Origin of the sequence: Comamonas endophytica (genome assembly GCF_023634805.2) — a bacterium.
In the GTDB taxonomy this organism is placed as follows: domain Bacteria; phylum Pseudomonadota; class Gammaproteobacteria; order Burkholderiales; family Burkholderiaceae_C; genus Comamonas; species Comamonas endophytica.
This window is the reverse complement of sequence record NZ_CP106882.1, coordinates 467,703-488,279: the sequence shown is the minus strand read 5'-3', so window position 1 is coordinate 488,279 and position 20,577 is coordinate 467,703. Positions and strand designations below refer to the sequence as shown.

Sequence of the window (20,577 nt, the reverse complement as noted above, 5' to 3'; positions counted from 1 at the left end):
CGGGGAGCAGTGGGGTTTTCAAATTGCGCATCATCGGCTTTCGGAATGCGGCAACACCCGCCATGCATTGTAAGCGGGTGTGAGTTTTGTGGCCCTGCGGCCGTCCATGCCGGGCCGGCCGGCATGGCGGCTCCCGCCTTCAGCGCTGCGGCATGTCCTTCACCGAATAGCCGAGACTGATCGTCGCATCCGCCGCAATGGCCGGCATCGTGGCATTCCATTTTTCCCAGGCGGCGCGCATCCGCGCCAGCCGCTCGGGCTCGCGCCTGGCCAGATTGGCGCGCTCGCGCTCGTCCGCCGGGATGTTGAACAGGTACTCGTTGCCATCGACGCGCAGGTATTTCCAGTCGCCCTCGCGCAGGGCCTGCTGCCCGCGGTGGTTCATGCGCCAGTACAGCGGGCGCCCGAAGGCCTGGCCCGGCTCGCGCAGCACCGGCATCAGCGACACGCCATCGAGCGGGTAGCCGGGGGCAGGCGCCACGCCCGCGGCGTCGAGGATAGTGGCGGACCAGTCCATGGTCATGCACTGCTGGCGGCTCTCGCCGCCCGGCGCGATGACGGCCGGCCAGTGGGCGATCCACGGCACGCGGATGCCGCCTTCCGTCAGGTCCATCTTGCCGCCGACCAGGGGCCAGCTGTCGGAGAAGCGCTCGCCGCCGTTGTCGCTGGTGAAGACGACCAGCGTGTTCTGGTCCAGGCCGTGTTCCTCCAGCGCCGCCATCACCCGGCCGATGCCCTCGTCCATGTGGTGGATCATGCGGCGGTACACATGGATGTTGCCGCCCGAGAGGTCGAACAGATTGTCCTTCACCGTCGGTGCCCTGCCGGCGTCGTCGCGCGTCTCCCAGGGCCAGTGCGGCGCGGTGTAGTGCAGGCTCAGGAAGAAGGGCGCCTGCTGCCGCGCCATGCGTCCGACGTAGTCCACCGCGCGCTGCGACAGCAGGTCGGTGAGGTAGCCCTCGGACTTCGCGCTTTCCTCGCCGGTCCACAGGTCATGGCTGCCGCGCGAGTCGCAGTGGGTGAAATAGTCCACCCCGCCCGAGAGCGGGCCGAAGAACTCCTCGTAGCCCGAGCGCAGCGGGCCGAAATGCGGCGGATATCCCAGGTGCCATTTGCCGATCAGCGCCGTGCGGTAGCCCCCGTCCCTGAGCAGCGAGGGCAGGGTCGGGTGCTCGGGCGGCAGGCCCAGCGTGGTGCTGCCGCGGCTGTCGCTGCGGATCGGCTCCTCGGCCGCGCCGCGCAGGCGGTACTGGTAGCGGCCGGTGATCATGGCGAAGCGCGTGGGCGAACACACGGGGGAGTTCGAGTAGCCCTGAGTCAGTCTCAGGCCGTTGGCCGCCATGCGGTCCAGAACCGGCGACACCGGGCCGAAATCCGCATCCCGGCCGCCATAGCAGCCCAGGTCGGCATAGCCGAGGTCGTCGGCCACGATGAAGATGATATTGGGTCGGGTCATGGGTTCTCGCTCCCGTCGCTTCAGGGCTGATAGCCCGATTGCTGCACCACGGGCGCCCATTGCGCGCGGTAGGCCTTGAGCATCTGCGCCGTCTGCGCCTGCGTGCTCACGACGGGAACCATCATCGCGTCCTTGAAGCGCGCCGCCGTTTCCGGCTCCTGCATCACCGCGTGGATCTCGCGCGCCAGGCGCTCCACCTTCTCCCTGGGCATGGAAGCCGGTGCGAAGAAGGTGTTCCAGCCGGTGGCGGCCAGATCGAGCCCGGCTTCCTTGAAGGTGGGAATGCCGGGCGCAAAGGGCGAGCGCTGCGCGCCCGAGATCGCCAGGATGCGCAGCTTGCCCGCCTCGTGCTGCGCCACCACCGTGTCCAGCGTGTCGACCGCCACCGGCACCTGATTGCCCAACAGGTCGTTGAGCAGCGGCGCCGAGCCGCGGTAGCCCACCACCTGGGCCGGCACGCCGGCCTTCTCGCCAGCCATCAGGGCGAAGAAATGCGGCAGGCTGCCGGTGGCCGGCACGCCGAAATTGGCCTGCTGCGGATGGGCTTTCATCCAGGCCAGCAACTGGCCCAGGTCGCGTGCCGGCATGGTGGGCGAGACGGCCAGCGCGAAGTCATAGGAATTGACATGCGAGACCGGCACGAAATCGCGCTCGGCGTCATAGCCGTTGTCCTTGAAGACCAGCGGCGCCACCACCATCACCGCGGGATTGGCCAGCATCAGCACGTTCTGGCTGGCAGGCGTGGCCCTGGCCTGCTGGGCCGCGAGCCGCCCGCCCGCGCCCGACTTGTTCTCCACGATCACCGGCACGCCCAGGCGCGCGGCCAGCCTGTCGCCGACGATGCGCGCTGCGCGGTCGGTGGCGCCGCCGGGCGCGTAGCCCACCAGGATGCGCAATGGACCGTCGAGCGGCTGCGAAGGCGGGGCTGCGCAGGCCAGGCCGGCGCCGAAACCCGCCAGGGCGATGGCGCCGGCAAGTACGGCCGCGAGGCGCCGGCGCGCAGAAGGTGTCGAGGGGTGGGTCTTGGGCATGGCGTGTGTCTCCTTGTTTTGCTCGGCTGGCGCTGCCGGCGGGGCCGGCGTCCGCTAGGGTGATCCGGGACTATAGCCCCGATCCGGGCACTGGCGGCGCAGCAGCGTCGACCCGAAGCCGGCATCAGCCCAACGGGAGTGTTTGCGCTGCAGGCGCCGGTCCGCCATGCCCGCGCAGCTGCTCCAGCAGCACCTGCAGCGGATGGCGCAACTGCCGTGCGGAAACACGCTGGACCTGGCTGCGGCAGGAGTAGCCCGTGGCCAGCGCTTCGCCCTGTTCAGCCGGCGCCTCGATCTTTGCTGCCCAGGATTGGGCGTAGATCTTCCTGGAGGTCTCTGCGTTGCGCAGCTCGTGGCCGTAGGTGCCCGACATCCCGCAGCATCCCGCCGCCTCCACCTTCAATGCCAGCCCCTGGCGTGCGAAAAGCGCGCTCCATTGGCTGGCGCTGTCCGGCGCGTTGGTGCGTTCGGTGCAATGGGGCAGCAGCCGGTATTGCGCCCCGGCCGCGCCGGCTGCGGTTTCGGGCAGCACGTTCAGCAGCCATTCCTGGGGCAGCTGCACCTGCGGCACCTCGCCCATGCCTTCGACCTTGCGGTATTCCTGGCGGTAGGTCAGCGTCATTGCCGGATCCAGGCCCACCAGCGCCACGCCCGAACGCGCCAGCGCCGCCAGTTCGCCCGCGTTGCGCAGCGCGGCCTTCGCAAAGGCGCCCAGGAAGCCCTGGACCTGCAGCGCCTTGCCGTTGGGGCGCAGCGGCGCCAGCCACACCTGGTAGCCCAGGCGCGATGCCAGCTCGATCAGGGCCGCCAGCGGCTCGGGGTCGAAATAGCGCGTGAAGGTGTCCTGCACCAGAACCACGCTGCGCGTGCGTCCTTCCTCATCCAGGCGCGCCAGGGCCTGCGCATCCGCGGGCTTGACATTCCAGCGCGCCAGCACGCCCTTGAGGTCGAACTGGCTGAGCAGCGGACTGTCCACCATGCCGAGCTGCCGCTCCAGGAAGCTGCGCACCCAGCCGGCTTTCATGAGCGCGTTGTAGACCGAGGGCGCCCTGGCCATCCAGGGGATGGTGGCTTCCAGCGAGCCGACCAGGTGGTCGCGCACCGGGCGCAGGTAGCGCTGGTGGTACAGCGCGAGGAAGCGCGAGCGGAAATCGGGCACGTTCACCTTGACCGGGCACTGGCCGGCGCAGGATTTGCAGGCCAGGCAGCCCGCCATGGCGGCGTAGACCTCGTGCGAGAAGTCCGGCACGCCGCGCGCGGCCGCGCGGCTGTTGCGCCAGCGTGCCACGAAACCCGAAAGCCGAGGCTGCCTCGCGGCCGCGGCCTGGAGCACGTCCACGCCGGCGGCCTGCTGCAGCCGCAGCCACTCGCGCAGCAGCGAGGCGCGGCCCTTGGGCGAATGCACGCGGTCGCGCGTGGCCTTCCAGGAAGGGCACATGGCGTCGTCGGGGTCGAAGTTGTAGCACGCGCCATTGCCGTTGCAGTGCATGGCGGCGCCGAAGCTCTTCCACACGCGCTCGTCGATCTGGCGGTCGAGTTCGCCACGGGTGGGGACCCCGTCGACCTTCAGCAGCAGGGTTCTGTGTTCCGGCGGGGTGGCGATCTTGCCCGGATTGAACTGGTTGTGCGGGTCGAAAGCCGCTTTGAGCTGTTGCAGCGCGGGGTAGAGTTCGCCAAAGAAGGCCGGCGCATATTCCGAGCGCACGCCCTTGCCGTGCTCGCCCCAAAGCAGGCCGCCGTGGCGCTGGGTCAGCGCGGCGACGGCATCGGAGATCGGCCGGATCAGCGCCGCCTGGCGTGGATCCTTCATGTCCAGCAGCGGGCGCACGTGCAGCACGCCGGCGTCGACATGGCCGAACATGCCGTAGGCAAGCCCATGGCCGTCGAGCAGCGCCCGGAACTCGGCAATGAAGTCGGCAAGGTTCTCCGGCGGCACGGCGGTGTCCTCGACAAAGGGCTGGGGGCGCGCTTCTCCCTGCACATTGCCGAGCAATCCCACCGCCCGCTTGCGCATGGCGTAGACGCGCTTGACGGCCTCGCCGCCGACGGCCAGCGTGTGGCCCAGGCGCTGGACGCTGGTGTCGCTGCGCAGGTGGGCCACGAATTCCTCCACCTTCAGGTCGACCGCGGCCTCGTCGTCGCCGCTGAACTCGATCAGATTGATCCCGAGCGCCGGACGCGCCGTGTCGCCGGGGAAGTATTGCGCCACGCTGCTCCAGACGAAGTCCTGCATCGCCAGCTGCAGCACCCTGGAGTCGACGGTTTCAATGGACAGCGGCCGCAGCGCCAGCAGGGCGCGGGCATCGCGCAGCGCGTCCATGAAGGCCGCGTACTGCACATTGACCAGCACGCTGTACTTCGGTATCGGCAGCACGTTGAGCCTGGCCTCCACCACGAAGCCGAGCGACCCCTCGGCGCCGCACAGCACGCTGTTGAGGTTGAAGCGTCCGTCCGGCTGGCGCAGGTGGGCCAGGTCGTAGCCGGTCAGGCAGCGGTTGAGCGGGGGAAACTTCTGCGCGATGAGATCGGCTTTTTCCTCGGCAATGCGGCGCGCCGTGCGGTAGACCTGGCCGGCACGCCCCGGGGCGGCGCAGGCGATATCGAGCTCCGCCGGCTCCAGCGCCTTGCTGTGCAGCCGCTTGCCGCCCAGCAGCACGAAATCCAGCGCCAGCACGTGGTCGCGCGTCTTGCCGTAGGTGCAGCTGCCCTGGCCGCTGGCATCCGTGTTGACCATGCCGCCGATCGTCGCGCGGTTCGAGGTTGACAGCTCGGGCGCGAAGAACAGGCCATGCGGCTTCAGGGCCGCGTTCAGCTGGTCCTTCACGACGCCCGCCTGCACGCGCACCCAGCGTTCCCCGGCGTTGATCTCGAGGATCCGGTTCATGTGCCGCGACAGATCCATCACGATGCCGGTGGCGAGCGACTGGCCGTTCGTGCCGGTGCCGCCGCCGCGTGGCGTCAGCGTGACATCGCGGTAGCGGGAATCGGCCAGCAGGGAGGCGGCCAGCTGCACATCCCGGCTGTCGGCGGGAAACACCGCCGCCTGGGGCAGGCGCTGGTAGATGGAGTTGTCGGTCGACAGCACCGTACGGATGGCATGGTCGGTGCCGATTTCGCCCTGGAACCCGGCTGCCTTCAGCGCCGCGAGAAAGTCGCCGTGGTCGGTAGCGGGGGCCTGGGCCGGGTGGGGAAGATGGGCAATCATGGAGTCTTCAAAAAGCTTTCTTGCGGCAAATGCATCGGTTGGCGCCGGCAAAAGGAGTTTCCTTTGGATAAAGTCATGCGACAAACGGAAAATTCCGTGGGAATAGCTGCATAGAACTCATGAATTACCGCCGCCTCACCCCTTCCATGTCGCTGCTGCTGGTTTTCGAGGCCGCGGCGCGGCACGAGAGCTACACCCGCGCCGCGCAGGAGCTGTCGCTCAGCCAGAGCGCCGTGAGCCGGCAGGTGCAGACGCTGGAGCAGCAGCTGGGCATCGGCCTGTTCCGGCGCGAAGGCCGCACGGTGAAGCTCACCGAAGCGGGCCGCAGGTATGCGGCGGAGCTGGCGGCCGCGCTGGGAAGGATCCGGGCGGCCACGCTGCAGGCCATGTCATACCAAAGCGGCGGTGGCGTTCTGCGGCTGGCAACGCTGCCGACCTTTGGCTCCAAGTGGCTGCTGCCCCGGCTGCAGGGCTTCTACGAAGAGCATCCGGGCACGACGGTCCACATCCATTCGCGCATCGGGCACATCGATTTCAATGCCGAGGAGATCGACGCCGCCATCACCGTCGGGGCCGGGGACTGGCCGGGTTTGACCGCGCACCGCCTGCACAATGAATTCCTGATCGCCATCGCCAGCCCCGAGGCAGCGCAAGGGCTGAAAGCCCCAGGCACGGACTGGATGCAGACCCAGCTTCTTCTGACGGTGGCATCCAACCAGAACGGCTGGGCGCAGTGGTTCTCGCATTACGGCCTGGACCATCGCGCGATGAAAGCCGGCCCGAGCTTCGAGCTCACTTCGCATCTGGTCCAGGCGGTGCGCGCAGGCATTGGCGTGGGCCTGGTTCCGCGCGCCCTGGTCGACGACGAGCTGGCGCATGCGCAGCTGGTCGAGATCTGCGAGCCGATCGAAAGCGAGCGCTCGTACTACCTGGTCTACCCGCCGCGCAACGAGACGCTGCCCACGCTGCAGGCATTCGGCCGCTGGCTCGCGCGGCAGGCCGGCCGCTGAGGCGGCGGCCTTCACTCCGCGTGCGAGAAGAGAGCGCCTGCTTCCGTGTCCAAGGTCATCTGGAGAATGCTGCCGGTCTCCGACTCGGTGGCGATCAGGCGTCTGGAGCCGGGCTCGAAGGCGACGTTGGTCACCACTCCGCCGATCGCATTGCGGATGAAGCGCACGACCTCGCCATGCCGGTCCATCACGAAGATGCCGCCCAGGCTGGCGTGGGCCATGGCGATCCCGCCAGCCGCATCCAGGGCGATGCCGTCCGGGCCGCTCGCGCCGTAGAAGGTCTGGAAGGCATGCACCTTGGAGGCGCTGCCGTCGGGCATCAGCGGCCCGCGCCAGAGCTGATTCGCGCGTGTCACCGCCACGTGGATGGCCCGCGCCTGATGGTCGATGGCCAGTCCGTTCGGGCTGGGAATGCCCGGGATCAGGCAGTCGAGGCCGCCATCGGTGCGCAGGCGATAGACCTTGCCGGTGGGGTCCTGCAGCCCGCTCTGGCCCTGGTCGGTGAAGTAGCAGTTGCCTTCGAGGTCGAACGTCAGGTCATTGATGCCGCGAAACGACTCGGAGTTGCGGTGGCCCAGGATCGTCTCGATGCTGCCGCTGGCCGGGTCGAGCCGGAGCAGGCCGCGCCGGTAGTCGGCGATCCACAAGCTGCCGTCCCGGTGGAATGCCGAGCCATTCGGCCAGCCGTCGTACTCGGCCACCAGCGTCCACCCTCCGGCCGCGTCGATGCGCAAGATACGGCCGTGCGGGATGTCCGTTACATAGAGGTTGCCCGCACGGTCGAAAGACGGGCCCTCGAGGAAGTTGCCGAGCAGGGCCCCGCCGCGGTTGGCATCGGCCCAGTCCGTGCGGCGCGGCTTGCAGAAGGAGGCGGGCATTTGCGTCCATACCTCGCTGCACGAGATCCGCGGCGGCCCGTTGAGGCTCCACATGTTCAGCTGTCCTGCTTGAAGCCCAGGCTCTTGACGATGCCGCCCCAGAACGCTGACTCGGCCCGGATCTGCTGCGCCAGCTCGGCGCCGCTGCCGACACGGACTTCGATGCCCGCCACCGCCAGCGTTTCTGCGACCGCCGGGGAACGCATCGCCTCGGCCATGCTTCTGTACAGGAGCTCGACCGTCTCCTGCGCGGTCCCCCTGGGCAGGTACAGCCCCATGCTTTCGTCGAACGCGAGCTCCTTGTAGCCTGCCTCGCTCAGCGTCGGCACGTCGGGGAGGAAGCGGCTGCGCTGGCTGCCGGTGGTGGCCAGGATCCGGATCTTCTGCGCGAAGGGAATCACCGTGGGGACCGAGCCGACATACGCGGGCAGGTTTGCGCCCACCAGATCGGTCATTGCGGCGCCCGCATTCGAGTAGCCCACATGCTCGAGCTTCACGCCCGCGAGCTGGCCCAGCCGGACGCCCGCGAAATGGATCTTGGTGCCGGTGGCGCCCGAGCCGAACGAAGCACTGCGCGGGTTCGCCTTGCACCACGCGAGGTACTTGGGCAGATCATCGACCTCCCTGGGCACGCTCGGCCCGACCGCCAGCGCAAAGTCGTTCTTGGTGCAGCTGCCCACGGGGATCAGGTCCGAGAACGGATCGAACGCCACCTTGCTGAAAGTGTGCGGCACGACCGAGAAGGTCGAGATCGGCGAGACCAGCAGCGTCGTGCCATCGGCGCGCCCCGCCTTGGTGGCCAGCACGGCCAACTGCCCGCTGGCGCCCGTCTTGTTCTCGACCACCAGGCTGTTGGCATAGGCCGGCCGCATGCGTTCGGCCAGTTGCCGGCCCAGGGTATCCACGGCGGTGCCCGCGGGGTATCCGGCGTAGATCCTTGCCTGATCCACCCTGGCCCACGCATTGAGCGCAATGCCGCTCGACCCCAGGCCGGCGGCCAAGGCTTTTAACAAGTGACGACGATTCATGCAGACTCCGATGGGGTGAGGTTCAGGCAACTGTGGAAGGGCCGGCACTGGCGCTTGCTGGCGCCTTCGCTGCCGGCTCCCGGTGGACGGTGCTTGGCGCCGCGCTCAGCGTGCAGACTTCTCGCGTACCCTCTTGACCAGCGGCTCGTAGCTCGCCAGTTCCGTGGCAATAGTCTTGGCGAACTGCTCGGGGCTGTTGGTCGGCACCGGCGCCATGCCGGCGCTGGCAAGCTGCGCCGCGAAGCCCGGGCTCTTGGCCAGCCCGTCCAGCGAGGCGGCAAGGCGCTCGACCACGGCATCAGGCGTCTTGGCGGGCACCAGCATGCCGACCCACGAATCCAGGCTGAAATCCTTCATTCCCAGCTCGGCGAAGGTCGGGACATCGCGCAGCTCGCCATGCCGCGCCGGCGAGGCGATGGCCAGCGCGCGCAGCTTGCCGGCCTTGATATGCGGCATGACCGAGCCCAGCGAGGCGAACGAGAGGTCCACATGGCCGGCAATCAGGTCGACCATCGCGGGCGCGGCCCCTTTGTAGGGCACCGGCGTGATCTGGGTGCCGGTCTGGTTGCTGAACAGTTCGGTCGCCAGCAGCGGCGTGGAGCCGGGGGCCGCCGAGCTGTACCGGTTCGGGTGCTTCCTGAGCTCGTCCAGGAATTCGGCAAAGTTCCTTGCCGGGAAGCTGTTTCCCACCACCAGGATGGTGGGCATGGCGGCGACCATCCGCACGGCGCGGAAGTCCTTGACGCTGTCGACCTTGAGGTCGTCGGTCATCAAGGGATTGAGCGTCATGTTGATGCCGGCTGCCAGCAAGGTGGCGCCGTCGGGTTTGGCACGCCCGGCTTCATTGGTGGCGATGTTTCCCGCCGCCCCCACCTTGTTCTCGACCACGAAGGGCTGGCCCAGGTCGCCGGCCAGGTGCTTGGCCATCAGGCGGGCCACCAGATCGATGGGCCCGCCGGGGGCGAAGCCGACGACGACGCGTACCGGAGCGCTGGGATAGGCACCCTGCGCCTGCGCCACGGTGCCTGTGAACAGGGTGAGGCCTGCGACCACTGCGATCGCTGTTTGCCGAAGGACTGTGCGGAGGGTCTTCATGGCTGGCTGGCTTTCTGGGAAGAGGAGGGGGAAGCGTTGCCGGAGCCGGCGTGGCGCCAGACCTCGAGCACCTGCGCGGAGTGCGCCACGGGATAGCGCGCGCGCATGAACTCGAGAGAGTTGTCGTGCAGCCTGGGAATGGGCCCCGAGATCAGGTCCTCGACGGGGACCACGTAGTAGTCGTGGTAGGAGCCGCCGCGCACCGTGGACTCGACGCATCCCTCGGTCGTGGTGCCGATCACCACCAGCGTCTTCACCCCCTGGTTGCGTAGTACCGCATCGAGCATCGTGCGCACGAAGCCGTCGGGGCGCAGTTTCTCGACCACCGCATCGCGCGGGCCGGGCACAAGGCCGTCGACGAACTCGGCGCCCCAGGTGCCGGGCAGGGTGTACTCGGGCGATTTGCCGTCGCGGCACTTGAGGCGCATCCACGCGGGCGATTCGCTGCGCCCGCCCGGCAGGGTGATCTGCCGCAGGAAGACCGTGAACACGCCCAGCGCCTGCGCCTCGCGCACGAAGTCGACCCATGCGGGCACCATCTGCTCCATCGGGCCGATGGCCTTGCCGAAGCGCGCGAAGTGCCCGTCACGGTGGCAGAAGTCGTTCTGGATATCGATCACCACCAGCGCGGTGTGCGCCGGGTCGGCCATCTCCCCGAGCGTGTCGAAGACCTCGAGGCCATGCATCAGCTTCATACGCTCTCCCGGCGGCCGAAGCGCGCGCGCAGTTCCTGCGTCACGTAATCCAGGGACTCCACGTCCGAGAACTTCATGTCGAGGTCGAACATGTTGGCCTTGTGCGCCTGCGGGCTGCGGTCGCCGCAGGCCTCCTCGACCAGCACAACGCGGAAGTTGTGCGAGAAGGCGTCCACGGCGCTGGCGCGCACGCAGCCCGAGCTGGACACGCCGATCATCACGACGGTGTCGATGCCTTCGTAGCGCAGGAAGTCCGCCAGCATGGTGCCGAAGAAACCCGAAGGCTTGTTCTTCATCACCACGCGGTCCTGGGCACGCGGGGCGTAGCGCTCGGGCCATTCGTCGGCGCGCGGATCCGCCACGTACTGCTTGTCGTCGGGACGATGCAGCTTGAGATTCCAGGCGCCGCGGTAGGCCGGCAGCGAACGGTCGTCGCGCCGCGTGTAGTAGATCGGCAGGTCGAGCTCGCGGAAGGTGTCGGTGATGTCCGTGATCGCCTGCACGACCGCCGGCATCTCGGCGCCGCAGAACGAATAGGAGGGGTCCACGAACATGTGCGTGGTGTCGATGTTGACCAGCGCCGGGCGCGCGCCGATGCCGATGCGCTTGGCAAAGCCGCCCTTGCGGTAGGTTTGCAGTTCCTCGTCGGGCACGAAACCGCGCCACTTCTCAATCTTGTCGTTCATTGCTGGGTCCTTCGTGGAGTTAATCGGGCTGGATGTTTCCCTTCTGCACAACTTCCGCCCACTTGAGGGTTTCGCTGTCCAGCAGGGCCTTGAACTGTTGCGGCGTGCCCCCGGCAGGAAAGCTCGCCATGTCCTGGATGCGCTTGCGCATGCCGGGCTCCTGCAGGATGTCGTTGACCGTGCGGTTGAGCACCCGCACCACCTCCGCAGGCGTGCCCGCGGGAGCGAAGAGCCCGTTCCACGATTCCACGATGAAGTCCGGCATGCCCGCTTCCTGCATGGTCGGGACATCGGGAATCTCCGGCAGCCGCTTTGCCGACGCCACCGCCAGCGGCCGCAGGCTGCCGCCTTGCATGCTGGGTATGGCCGACAGCGCGGTGAGGAACGCCACCTGCACATGGCCGGCGATGACATCGGTCATGGCCGGTGCCGCGCCTTTGTAGGCGACATGCAGCAGATCGATGCCCTCGCGCTGCTTCAGCAGCTCGGCGGCCAGATGGGGCGAGCTGCCGGTGCCGTTCGATGCATAAGACATGCCAGGCTTCGCCTTGGCCAGGGCCACGAGCTCCTTGAGCGACTTCGCGGGCACCGAGGGGTTCACGACCAGCACGCTGGGAGAGGACTGGAACTGCACGACAGGAATGAAAGCCTTGCGCGCGTCGTGCTGCATGTTCTTCAGCAGGCTGCCGTTGATGGCATTGGCAATGCTGCCCAGCATCAGCGTATAGCCGTCGGGCGCTGCCTTCGCCACGGCCTCCGAAGCGATGTTGCCGTTCGCGCCGGGCTGGTTCTTCACCACGAAAGGCTGTTTCAGCGCGACCTGCATCTGGTTTGCCACCAGGCGGGTGATGACGTCGCTGGCTCCGCCCGGCGGGAAGCCGACCACGATGGTGACCGGTTTTTCGGGATAGGCCGCATGGGCCCAGCCGGCGGCGCCGAACAGAACAACGCCCGCAAGACACGCAAAGACTCTTTTCATCCGAACTCTCCATCAGCAGGGAAGGGCGTCACAGATTTCTGGCGCAAGCCGCATTTGTGACGGTGGCATGACAGGAATCCTAGGTGCGGCATGGCGCCGCGCATAGCGAGTTCTTGCAAACCAGGAAGTGAGAAAAACTGTGGAAGGACTGCACTGTCATGGTGATAAAAACAGCTGTCTGACGCCCCTTTGCGGGGCTTGCCGAACCACTGAAAGAAGGATTTGCCATGAAGCCTGCCTTGCCGCTTTCGCTTGCCTACCCGTCAAACCGCAATGCCCGTTTTCGTGAACTGCTCAAGGGCGAGCAACTGGTCTCAGCGCCAGGCGCCTTCGAATGCCTGACCGCACGCCTGGTCGAGAAGGCGGGTTTTCCCGCGGTCTACGTGACCGGCTCGGGGGTCTCCATCTCGCGCCTGGGCGCGCCCGATGTGGCCGTGATCTCCTTTGCCGAGCAACTGGACCAGGTGCACCGCATCGCCGACGTCGTGGACATTCCCGTCATCGCCGATGCCGACACCGGCTACGGTGGTCCCCTCAACGTGATGCGCACGGTGCGCGAGTTTGAAAAAGCCGGGGTCAGCGCGATCCAGATCGAGGACCAGGACTGGCCCAAGAAATGCGGCCACGAACCCGGCCGCCGCGTGGTGGAGACCCAGGTCATGGTGGACCGCATCCGTGCGGCCGTCGACACCCGGCACGACGCCAACTTCGCCATCGTGGCGCGCACCGATGCGCGCACCAACCTGGGGATCGACGCGGCGCTGGAGCGTGCCTGCGCCTATGCCGAGGCGGGCGCGGACGTGATCTTCGTGGAGTCGCCGGAATCGAAGGAGGAGATGCAGCGCATCACCCGCACGCTGCCGGTGCCAACTTTGGCCAACCTGGTGGAGGGCGGAAGGACGCCGATCCTGGACCGCGACACACTGCTGGCGCTGGGCTACCGCGTCGCCATCTATCCCAACTCGCTGACGCGCCTGATCGGCCGCATGGGCCAGCGCATGCTGCAGTCGCTGCAGGAAACCGGGACGACGGCATCGATGTCCGGCGACATGCTCGATCACCGGGAACTGTGGGACCTGTTCGACTACGACGCCTGGACCAGCGCGGAGAACCGTTACCGCTGAGCCCAGCCGGGGCAGCTCGGGTGCTAGGCCAGGCCGCTCTCGCGCAGCGCGGCCGCATGGCGGAATGCCTCCAGCGTCACCGCCAGCGCACGCTTGTCCTCGTCCGCCTTGCGGGTCACGTAGGAAATGTGCAGCGAACTGGCATTGGTCGCGAGCTTCAATTCCCGCACGGGAAAGCCAATGGTCAGCCGGCGATCCGGGCAGAACATCATCGACACTCCCAGCCCTGCCGACACCATGGCCAGCAGTGCCTGGGTCGACTGCAGCTCGATGATGTTCTTCGGCTGGATGCGCTGCTTGGCAATGTACTTGGCGACCGCTATGCCCAGGTTGGTGTTGCGGTCGAAGTGGATGAAGTCGTGGTTTTGAAAAAGCGCCGCGGCGGTCGTCTCGGTTGAATTCGGCGGCGCCACCATGACCAGGGGCTCGCGCAGCAGCGAGTGCCAGACGAGGCGCTTGCTCTGTGCATCCGTCGGCTGCCCCACCACCACCGCGTCGAGCGCTCCCTCCTTGAGCGCATGCAGCAGCGCCGCACTCTTGTCCCGCACCGGGCGCAGGCGCAAGCCCGGATAGCGCTGGCGCAGATAGCGCATCGCCTCGGGCAACAGCAATGACTGCATGCTTTCGATGACGCCGATCGACAAGGTGCCGTCGATCACCAGCGACGAGCGTTTGCGCAGGGCTTCCAGGCCGTCGATGGTGTGATTGATCAGGCCCACCACCTCGTGCGCGAAGGGGGTCGGCACGACATGGGCGCCGCTGCGGTCGAACAGCAGCTGGCCGAAATGTTCCTCCAGCCTCTTCATCTGCAGGCTGACGGCGCTGGGCGACAGGTTGCAATCGGCGGCGGCCGCGGCAAAGCTGCCGCGGCGGATCACGGCGTTGAGGGTGGAGAAAAACGTCAGGTTCACCGGAAATGCGGCATCAGCCGGCGCGCTGCAGCGCCACCTTGCGGGCGACTTCGACCATTGCCCGTTCCGCCGTGGCGGTATCGGGCGTATCGGTGACGAAGGCGGCAATCACGATGGGCGCGCGCTCCGGGGGCATGGCGATCGCGACATCGATGGTCGAGAACCAGGGCCCGTTGAAGGTGCCGGTCTTGTCGCCTGCCTGCCAGTTCGACGGCAAGCCCGCCCGCAGGCGCTTGGCCCCGGTCGGGCTGGCGATCAGCCAGGCTCTCAAGCGCTCGCGCGAGGCGGGCGCCAATGCATCCGCGAAGGCAAACCTGCGGTAGCTGGCGCACATCGCGCGCGGCGTCGTGGTGTTGCGCCGGTCACCGAAGCGCGCGAGATTCAGTCCGGGCTCGTTGTCCGAAAGATCGAACTCCGGATCGCCCTGGCTGCGCATCCAGGCGGTCAACGCCTGCGGGCCTCCCGTCAGCTTCAGCAACAGGTTGGTGGCCGTGTTGTCGCTCAGCTCCACGGCAGCGGCGCACAGTGCCTGCACCGTCATGAAACCCCTGCCTGCATGCTCGCGCGCGACAGGCGCATAGGACAGCAGGTCGGCTTGACCATAGGCCACGGGATCCTCGAGCCGCAGCGCACCCTGGTCCGCCTGCCAGAGCACGAAAGCCGCGAGCGGTGCCTTGAAGCTCGAGCAGAAGGGAAAGCGCTCATCCTGGCGCCACCCGAAGTGCCGGCCCGAAGCGGTATCGACGATGGAGACGCCCAGCTTGCCGCCGCAGCGTTTTTCCATGCCCTGGAAATCGAAGGCATCCGCTGCATGGGATGGAAGGCTCAGGGCGGCAGCGGAGAGCAGGAGCATGCGCCGGTGGATGGAAGGCATGGAGAAAATTTTCACAGAGATGATAGCTGGAGACCTGGCTGCGGATATGCGTCAGTCGATACGTGCGCCCGAAGCATCCACCACCTTCTGCCAGTGTGCCAGTTCCGCAGGCAAACCGGCGGCAAAGCTGGCCGGGGTGGAATCCACGGGCTCCGCGCCGAGGGCCTTCAGGCGCTCCTTCATCGCCGGGGTGCCCAACACCTGGGCAATGGCGGCATAGACCTTGTCGACGATGGGCCGCGGTGTGCCGGCTGGCGCCAGCAGGCCGTACCAGGACGTCACCGCCAGTTCCTTGAGCACGGGGATCTCCGGAGCCAGGGGCGTGGGCTTGTCCGCGGCCACGCCCAGCACCCGCAGCTTGCCGCTGCTCACGAAGGGCATCACGCCGGGAAAGCTGCCGAAGGTCACCGGCAACTGGCCCGCGACCACATCGGTGGCAGCGGCGGCCGCGCCCTTGTACGGGACATGCAGCAGGTTGACGCCACGCTGCTTCTTCAGCATCTCGCCCAGCAGATGGTTCAGCGTGCCATTGCCTGCCGAGGCGTACTCCACCTGGCCGGGGTGGGCCTTGGCATAGGCCACCAATTCGTCCAGCGTCCTGGCCGGGAATTTCGGGTTCACCACCAGCAGATAAGGGGCCACGGCCAGCTGCATCACGGGCGTGAAGTCCTTGACGGGGTCGAAGGGAATCTTCGAGTAGAGCGCCGGATTGATGGTGTGGGCGCTTTGCGCCGTCACCAGGAAGGTGTATCCGTCGGGCGCGCTGCGTGCCACCTGGCTGGTGCCCACATTGCCGTTGGCGCCCGGGCGGTTTTCCACGATCACCGGCTGGCCCAGCGTGGTGCCCAGGCCTTGCGCCACGGCGCGTGCAATCACGTCGTTGGCTCCGCCGGGGTTTTGCGGCACGACAAACACAATCGGTTTGGCGGGCCAGCCGCCTACGGCCTGCGCCATGGCCGGGCCGCTGCCCAGCCCGCTGCACAGGGCGCCCGCCGCGGCGCAGGCCATCAAGGTGCGTCGATGCATCATGGGATCAGTCTCCTTTGCTTGTAGTTATGCAAGTATTGCCCAGGATGGCCCCTGTCGTTGCCATCCGGCCGCCATCGGGGCGGCCAACGGCTTCATGCGGGCTCGAGGGCGTCTGCAGGACGGCGCGGGTCCGCCTCGGCGCCTTCGCTGTGGGGCTCGAAGCTGTCGGCACGCGCCAGCTGCCACATGCGCGCATAGAACTCGCCCTCGACTTCCCCCGTCAGCAGCTCTCCGGGCTTGAGGAACACATGCAGCTGCGAGAACAGCTTGACTTCGGTCGCCGACATGCGCCGCACCAGATGCTTGGCCTTCAGCTGCGAGGGATGCTCGAGGCCCGCGGCGGCCAGCATCTCGGCCAGCGCCCTGAGGGTGTTGCGGTGGAAGTTGAACACCCGCGCCGCCTTGTCCGGCACCACCAGCGCGCGCTGGCGCAGCAGGTCCTGGGTCGCCACGCCCGTCGGGCATTTGTTGGTATGGCAGCTTTGCGACTGTATGCAGCCGATGGCGAACATGAAGCCGCGCGCGGAATTGCACCAGTCGGCGCCGATGGCCAGCACGCTGGCGATGTCGAAGGCGCTGACGATCTTGCCGCTGGCGCCGAGCTTGATCTTGTCGCGCAGGTTCAGCCCGACCAGCGTGTTGTGCACGAACAGCAGGCCTTCGCGCATGGGCACGCCGATGTGGTCGGTGAATTCGACCGGCGCGGCGCCCGTGCCGCCTTCCTTGCCATCCACGACGATGAAGTCCGGGTAGATGCCGGTCTCCAGCATGGCCTTGGCGATGCCCATGAACTCCCAGGGATGGCCCAGGCAGAACTTGAAGCCCACCGGCTTGCCTCCGGACAGGGTCCTCAACCGGTCGATGAACCGCACCATCTCCAGCGGGGTGGAAAATGCGCTGTGGCTCGAGGGCGAGACGCAATCCTGGCCCATCGGGATGCCGCGGGTCTCTGCGATCTCGACGGTGATCTTGTGCTTGGGCAGGATGCCGCCATGGCCGGGCTTGGCACCCTGGCTCATCTTGATCTCGATCATGCGCACCTGCGGCGAGCGCGCCTGCTCGGCAAAGCGCTCGGGGTCGAATTGTCCATCCGCGGTGCGGCAGCCGAAGTAGCCGCTGCCCAGCTCCCAGATCAGGTCGCCGCCATGCTCGCGATGGTAGGGGCTGATGCTGCCTTCGCCCGTGTCATGGGCGAAATTGCCTTGCCTGGCGCCCTGGTTGAGGGCCCGGATGGCGTTGGCGCTGAGCGAGCCGAAGCTCATAGCCGAGATATTGAACACCGAGGCCGAGTAGGGCTGCGTGCACTGCGGGCCGCCGATGGTGACGCGAAAGCTGTCCGGGTCGCTCAGAGGCGCTGGGCGCATGGAGTGGCTGATGAACTCGAAGCCCGACTGGTAGACATCGACCAGCGTGCCGAAGGGCTTGTCGGAGGTCTCGTTCTTCGCCCGCGAATAGACCAGCGAGCGCTGGGCGCGCGAGAAGGGCAGGGCGTCGCTGTCGGACTCGAGCAGGTACTGGCGGATCTCCGGCCGCACGCCTTCGAACAGGTAGCGGATGTTGCCCAGGATGGGGTAGTTGCGCCGCACGGCATGGGTGCGCTGCAGCAGATCGAACAGGCCCAGCAGGCTCAACAGGCTGGTGATCAGCGTGAGGGGCCAGATAGCGCTGGAAGCGAGAAAGGGCAGGCTGGCAAGGCTGAATACCACGCACCCGGCAAAAAAAGCGTAGCGGCTCAGAAGGGACAGGCTCACGTCATCTCCTTGGGTTTTTTGGACGGCAGGGGCGCGGCAGCAAACCCCTGTGCGACCGCATCGGGAGAACTGCTGGAGGATGCACAGGTTAAACCACCGCGGCGCCGAACGGCTCGGGCCGCCGCGCCAGCAGATGGGACAGCCGTTGCAGACCCGCCTGCAGGCGTGCGCGGTCCTTGATGCTGCCCAGGGAGATCCGGATGGCATTCACCGATGCGCTGCCGTTGGCGAACGCCTGCGCCGGCGTGACGGCTATGCCCTCGCTGCCGGCTGCGCGCGCGAGCTGCGAGGAATTCCAGTACCCCGGCAACTCGAGCCATGCATGCAGGCCGTCGCCAGCGCCGCTGTAGCGCCCCGCCAGGATATCCCGGGCCATGCGGTGGCGCAGGCGCGCCTCCTTGCGCACGCCCTCCATCAAAGCGCCGGCCGAGCCATCGAAGATCCACTGCGTGGCCAGTGCGGCCGTCAAGGGCGCGGCCATCAGCGCAAACGATCGCAGCGCGGCCAGGAAACGTTCGCGTTCGTGCGGCTCGCGCATCAGCACGAAGGCGACACGCAGGCCGGGCGTCAGGCATTTCGACAGCGTCGAGATGTAATACACGCGTTCCGGCGCCAGCGTGGCAATGGGTGGGGGCGGGGCCTCGGCAAGCAGCCAGTAGGGATCGTCCTCGACGATGCGTGCATTGCAGCGTTGCGCGACGCCGGCGAGCTCCTTGCGCCGGCGTTCTCCGATGGTGACCGCGGTCGGGTTCTGCAATGTCGGATTGAGGTAGACGAGCCCGGGCTGGTGCTGGCGGCAGGCTTGCTCGAGCGCCTCGGGCACCATCCCGTGCGCGTCCGCTTCCACCGCAACGCTGCGCCGGCCGAACTGGGCCGCTGCGGCAAGCAGGCCGGGATAGGTGGCAGGCTCCGCCAGGATCACGTCGCCAGGCTCCGTCAATGCAAGGATCAACGCGGCAATCGCCGCCTGCGCACCCGGACAGACGACCACCTCCCGATGATCCAGGGCGCCAAACATCGGCTCGAGCCATCTGGCTCCCGCCTTGCGGTCGGAGTCGCTGCCCCCGCCCAGGTGGTAGGTCATCAGCAGGTGGGCATCTGCCCGCATCAATACCTGGGACACTCCCTGTTTCAACAGATCGTCGAAATCCACGCCGTCGGGCGGCGGCGGCGTGTTCATGCCCAGGTCGAGGACCGAGGTCAATTCGACCTTGGGCGCCGCGACATAGGTGCCGCGGGCGCCGCGGCCCTCCAGCAGGTGGCGGCGTCGGGCCTCATCGTAGGCGCGCGTGATGGTCGTCAGGTCGAGGTCCAGCTGCGCTGCCAGCTGGCGCTGCGCAGGCAGTCGGTCCCCCGGCCGCAGCGATCCGTTCGCCACCGCCGCCTGCAACGCATCCGCGATCTGCAGGAAGCGTGGTCCGCCCCGCACGGACAATCGCGACAGCCAGGTAGGCAAATGCTCATCTTGCATGGTTTTCGACCGCAGTTTTTGGGCTTGATGTATGGAAATTGCTTTTAAGTAGTATGTCCCCGAACCGGCAGCAGCACCATCCATGCATGGCAGCCGCTTACGTTTCGCCGCTCTCGTGCAGGGTCGTGCTCCTCACGATGGACAATGTCAAGTCACAGGTTGGAAATTCTCGAAATGATCGATTGGGTCCCGGTAATCTTCGTCGCCTTCAAGGTGCTCATTCTGGCCACATGCATGTTCTTTGCCGTCAAGTGGCATTACGACCAAGGCAACAAAGGAGCGGACCGGCGCACGGTGCTGCGCGCGGGGGGCAAGGTGGCTGGCATCTTCATGCTGGCGATCCTGGGCCTGGGGCTCGCCACCTTCGGGCTTGCCAGCATGCTCGGCATGGACCTGCGCTTGCCGTGATGGATCCCGCCGGGGCTTCCAGGCATCGGATACCCTCGGTCATCCACAGCAAAGGCCCGCCATGAATTCTTCTTCCGCCCTTCCATCGCCCGCGGATTGGCAGCAGCCGTCCCGGCTTCTGCGCCACAGCGACGAAGCCAGCTACTGGCCCGGCCCGACGGATCTGAGCCTGGCGGCAGCCTATCAACGGCAGCTCGAAGTGCGCGCCCTGCGCGTCGCCCGCGGCGAGCAGCCGCGCGGCTTCAAGATCGGCTTCACCAACCGGGGCATCTGGAGCCGCTACCAGGTGTTCGCGCCGATCTGGGGAAGCATCTATGACAGCACGCTGGTTTTTTGCGCGGGCGAGGGCACGCTTGACCTGGGGGGGACGATGGAGCCGCGCATCGAGCCCGAAGCGGTCGTCTGCCTGCGCTCGGCGCCGCCTCAGGACCTGAGCATCCAGGCCCTGTTCGAGAGCATCGAATGGGTGGCGCCGGGCATCGAGATCGTGCAGTCCCATCAGCCCGACTGGCGCTTTGCCAGCGCCAGCGATCCGGTGGCGGATGGCGGGCTGCATGCGCGTCTTCTGGTCGGACCACGGATTCCGGTGCGGGCGCTGGCGGCCGACGGGGCGGCGCTCGAGAAGCTTCTGTCCGAAGCGCAGGTGGAGCTGGTGAAGGACGGGCGCGGCATCGACAGCGGCACAGGCGCTGCCGTGCTCGATGGCCCGCTGCACGCGCTGCTGCATTTCGTCCGCGAACTGCGCAGCTGTCCCGGCGCGCCCGCCTTGCAGGCCGGCGATGTCGTGACCACGGGGACCTGGACGGATGCCTGGCCGGTGGCGGCAGGAGAGAGCTGGGAGGCGCGCTTTTCCTCGCCGCTGTCGCGCCTTGCGGTGCGGTTTCGCTAGCGGAGCGTGCCCGCGCATCGCGTCCCGGGCGCATCCGCTCACGGGATGCCATGAAGG

General features: G+C 67.3%; 18 protein-coding genes. 4 read left to right on the top strand and 14 right to left on the bottom strand.

The window, feature by feature from the left end; all coding sequences use genetic code 11:
• Positions 1-139: 139 nt before the first annotated feature.
• The 3 genes from M9799_RS19200 to ydiJ all read right to left on the bottom strand — a co-directional run bounded on the left by M9799_RS19200 (position 140) and on the right by ydiJ (position 5,692).
• Entirely contained in the window at positions 140-1,456 is a 1,317-nt protein-coding gene (locus tag M9799_RS19200; RefSeq protein ID WP_231043638.1) for a sulfatase family protein, read from the bottom strand.
• Between the two features lie 20 nt (positions 1,457-1,476).
• Positions 1,477-2,487, bottom strand: coding sequence for a tripartite tricarboxylate transporter substrate-binding protein (locus tag M9799_RS19195; protein ID WP_231043639.1), 1,011 nt, complete (start codon positions 2,485-2,487; stop codon positions 1,477-1,479).
• Positions 2,488-2,611: 124 nt separating this feature from the next.
• The gene (gene ydiJ, locus M9799_RS19190) at positions 2,612-5,692 is read right to left on the bottom strand and encodes a D-2-hydroxyglutarate dehydrogenase YdiJ (RefSeq protein WP_231043640.1); all 3,081 of its coding nucleotides are present in this window, start codon (positions 5,690-5,692) and stop codon (positions 2,612-2,614) included.
• Between the two features lie 119 nt (positions 5,693-5,811).
• On the opposite strand from ydiJ, the gene M9799_RS19185 reads away from it, so the two are divergent.
• A complete protein-coding gene (locus tag M9799_RS19185) occupies positions 5,812-6,702 on the top strand; it encodes a LysR substrate-binding domain-containing protein (RefSeq protein WP_231043641.1) in 891 nt (296 codons plus the stop codon).
• 11 nt (positions 6,703-6,713) lie between these two features.
• On the opposite strand, the gene M9799_RS19180 is transcribed toward M9799_RS19185, so the two are convergent.
• The 6 genes from M9799_RS19180 to M9799_RS19155 all read right to left on the bottom strand — a co-directional run bounded on the left by M9799_RS19180 (position 6,714) and on the right by M9799_RS19155 (position 12,063).
• The gene (locus M9799_RS19180; RefSeq protein WP_231043642.1) at positions 6,714-7,580 is read right to left on the bottom strand and encodes an SMP-30/gluconolactonase/LRE family protein; all 867 of its coding nucleotides are present in this window, start codon (positions 7,578-7,580) and stop codon (positions 6,714-6,716) included.
• A gap of 56 nt (positions 7,581-7,636) precedes the next feature.
• The gene (locus M9799_RS19175; RefSeq protein ID WP_231043643.1) at positions 7,637-8,608 is read right to left on the bottom strand and encodes a tripartite tricarboxylate transporter substrate-binding protein; all 972 of its coding nucleotides are present in this window, start codon (positions 8,606-8,608) and stop codon (positions 7,637-7,639) included.
• Positions 8,609-8,713: 105 nt separating this feature from the next.
• On the bottom strand, positions 8,714-9,703 hold the full coding sequence (locus M9799_RS19170; RefSeq protein ID WP_231043644.1) for a Bug family tripartite tricarboxylate transporter substrate binding protein: 990 nt from the start codon (positions 9,701-9,703) through the stop codon (positions 8,714-8,716).
• Positions 9,700-10,398, bottom strand: a complete 699-nt coding sequence (locus tag M9799_RS19165; protein ID WP_231043645.1) for a cysteine hydrolase family protein — start codon at positions 10,396-10,398, stop codon at positions 9,700-9,702. Before M9799_RS19165 ends, M9799_RS19170 begins: the two co-directional genes overlap by 4 nt.
• Positions 10,395-11,084 (bottom strand): isochorismatase family protein, encoded by a 690-nt coding sequence (locus M9799_RS19160; RefSeq protein WP_231043646.1) that lies wholly within the window; start codon positions 11,082-11,084, stop codon positions 10,395-10,397. The genes M9799_RS19165 and M9799_RS19160 overlap by 4 nt, the downstream gene beginning before the upstream one ends.
• A gap of 19 nt (positions 11,085-11,103) precedes the next feature.
• The gene (locus tag M9799_RS19155) at positions 11,104-12,063 is read right to left on the bottom strand and encodes a tripartite tricarboxylate transporter substrate binding protein (protein WP_231043647.1); all 960 of its coding nucleotides are present in this window, start codon (positions 12,061-12,063) and stop codon (positions 11,104-11,106) included.
• Positions 12,064-12,290: 227 nt separating this feature from the next.
• Here M9799_RS19155 and M9799_RS19150 point away from each other — a divergent pair, with 227 nt between their 5' ends.
• Entirely contained in the window at positions 12,291-13,187 is an 897-nt protein-coding gene (locus M9799_RS19150) for an isocitrate lyase/PEP mutase family protein (protein ID WP_231043648.1), read from the top strand.
• 23 nt (positions 13,188-13,210) lie between these two features.
• Here the strand turns inward: M9799_RS19150 and M9799_RS19145 are convergent, their stop codons facing one another.
• The 5 genes from M9799_RS19145 to M9799_RS19125 form a co-directional block, all read right to left on the bottom strand.
• On the bottom strand, positions 13,211-14,098 hold the full coding sequence (locus M9799_RS19145; protein WP_231043649.1) for a LysR family transcriptional regulator: 888 nt from the start codon (positions 14,096-14,098) through the stop codon (positions 13,211-13,213).
• A gap of 13 nt (positions 14,099-14,111) precedes the next feature.
• Positions 14,112-14,972: a class A beta-lactamase gene (gene bla / locus M9799_RS19140; RefSeq protein WP_231043650.1), complete on the bottom strand. Its 861-nt coding sequence runs from the start codon at positions 14,970-14,972 to the stop codon at positions 14,112-14,114.
• 51 nt (positions 14,973-15,023) lie between these two features.
• Complete coding sequence (locus tag M9799_RS19135; protein WP_377009148.1) at positions 15,024-15,980, bottom strand: Bug family tripartite tricarboxylate transporter substrate binding protein; 957 nt, start codon at positions 15,978-15,980, stop codon at positions 15,024-15,026.
• A gap of 113 nt (positions 15,981-16,093) precedes the next feature.
• On the bottom strand, positions 16,094-17,752 hold the full coding sequence (locus M9799_RS19130; RefSeq protein ID WP_231043651.1) for an FMN-binding glutamate synthase family protein: 1,659 nt from the start codon (positions 17,750-17,752) through the stop codon (positions 16,094-16,096).
• An 88-nt stretch (positions 17,753-17,840) separates the two neighbouring features.
• Positions 17,841-19,223 (bottom strand): aminotransferase-like domain-containing protein, encoded by a 1,383-nt coding sequence (locus M9799_RS19125; RefSeq protein ID WP_231043931.1) that lies wholly within the window; start codon positions 19,221-19,223, stop codon positions 17,841-17,843.
• Between the two features lie 174 nt (positions 19,224-19,397).
• On the opposite strand from M9799_RS19125, the gene M9799_RS19120 reads away from it, so the two are divergent.
• Together M9799_RS19120 and M9799_RS19115 are read left to right on the top strand one after the other, a co-directional pair.
• On the top strand, positions 19,398-19,631 hold the full coding sequence (locus M9799_RS19120; RefSeq protein WP_231043932.1) for a hypothetical protein: 234 nt from the start codon (positions 19,398-19,400) through the stop codon (positions 19,629-19,631).
• A gap of 61 nt (positions 19,632-19,692) precedes the next feature.
• The gene (locus M9799_RS19115) at positions 19,693-20,520 is read left to right on the top strand and encodes a 2-keto-4-pentenoate hydratase (RefSeq protein ID WP_231043652.1); all 828 of its coding nucleotides are present in this window, start codon (positions 19,693-19,695) and stop codon (positions 20,518-20,520) included.
• The last annotated feature ends 57 nt before the right edge of the window (positions 20,521-20,577 follow it).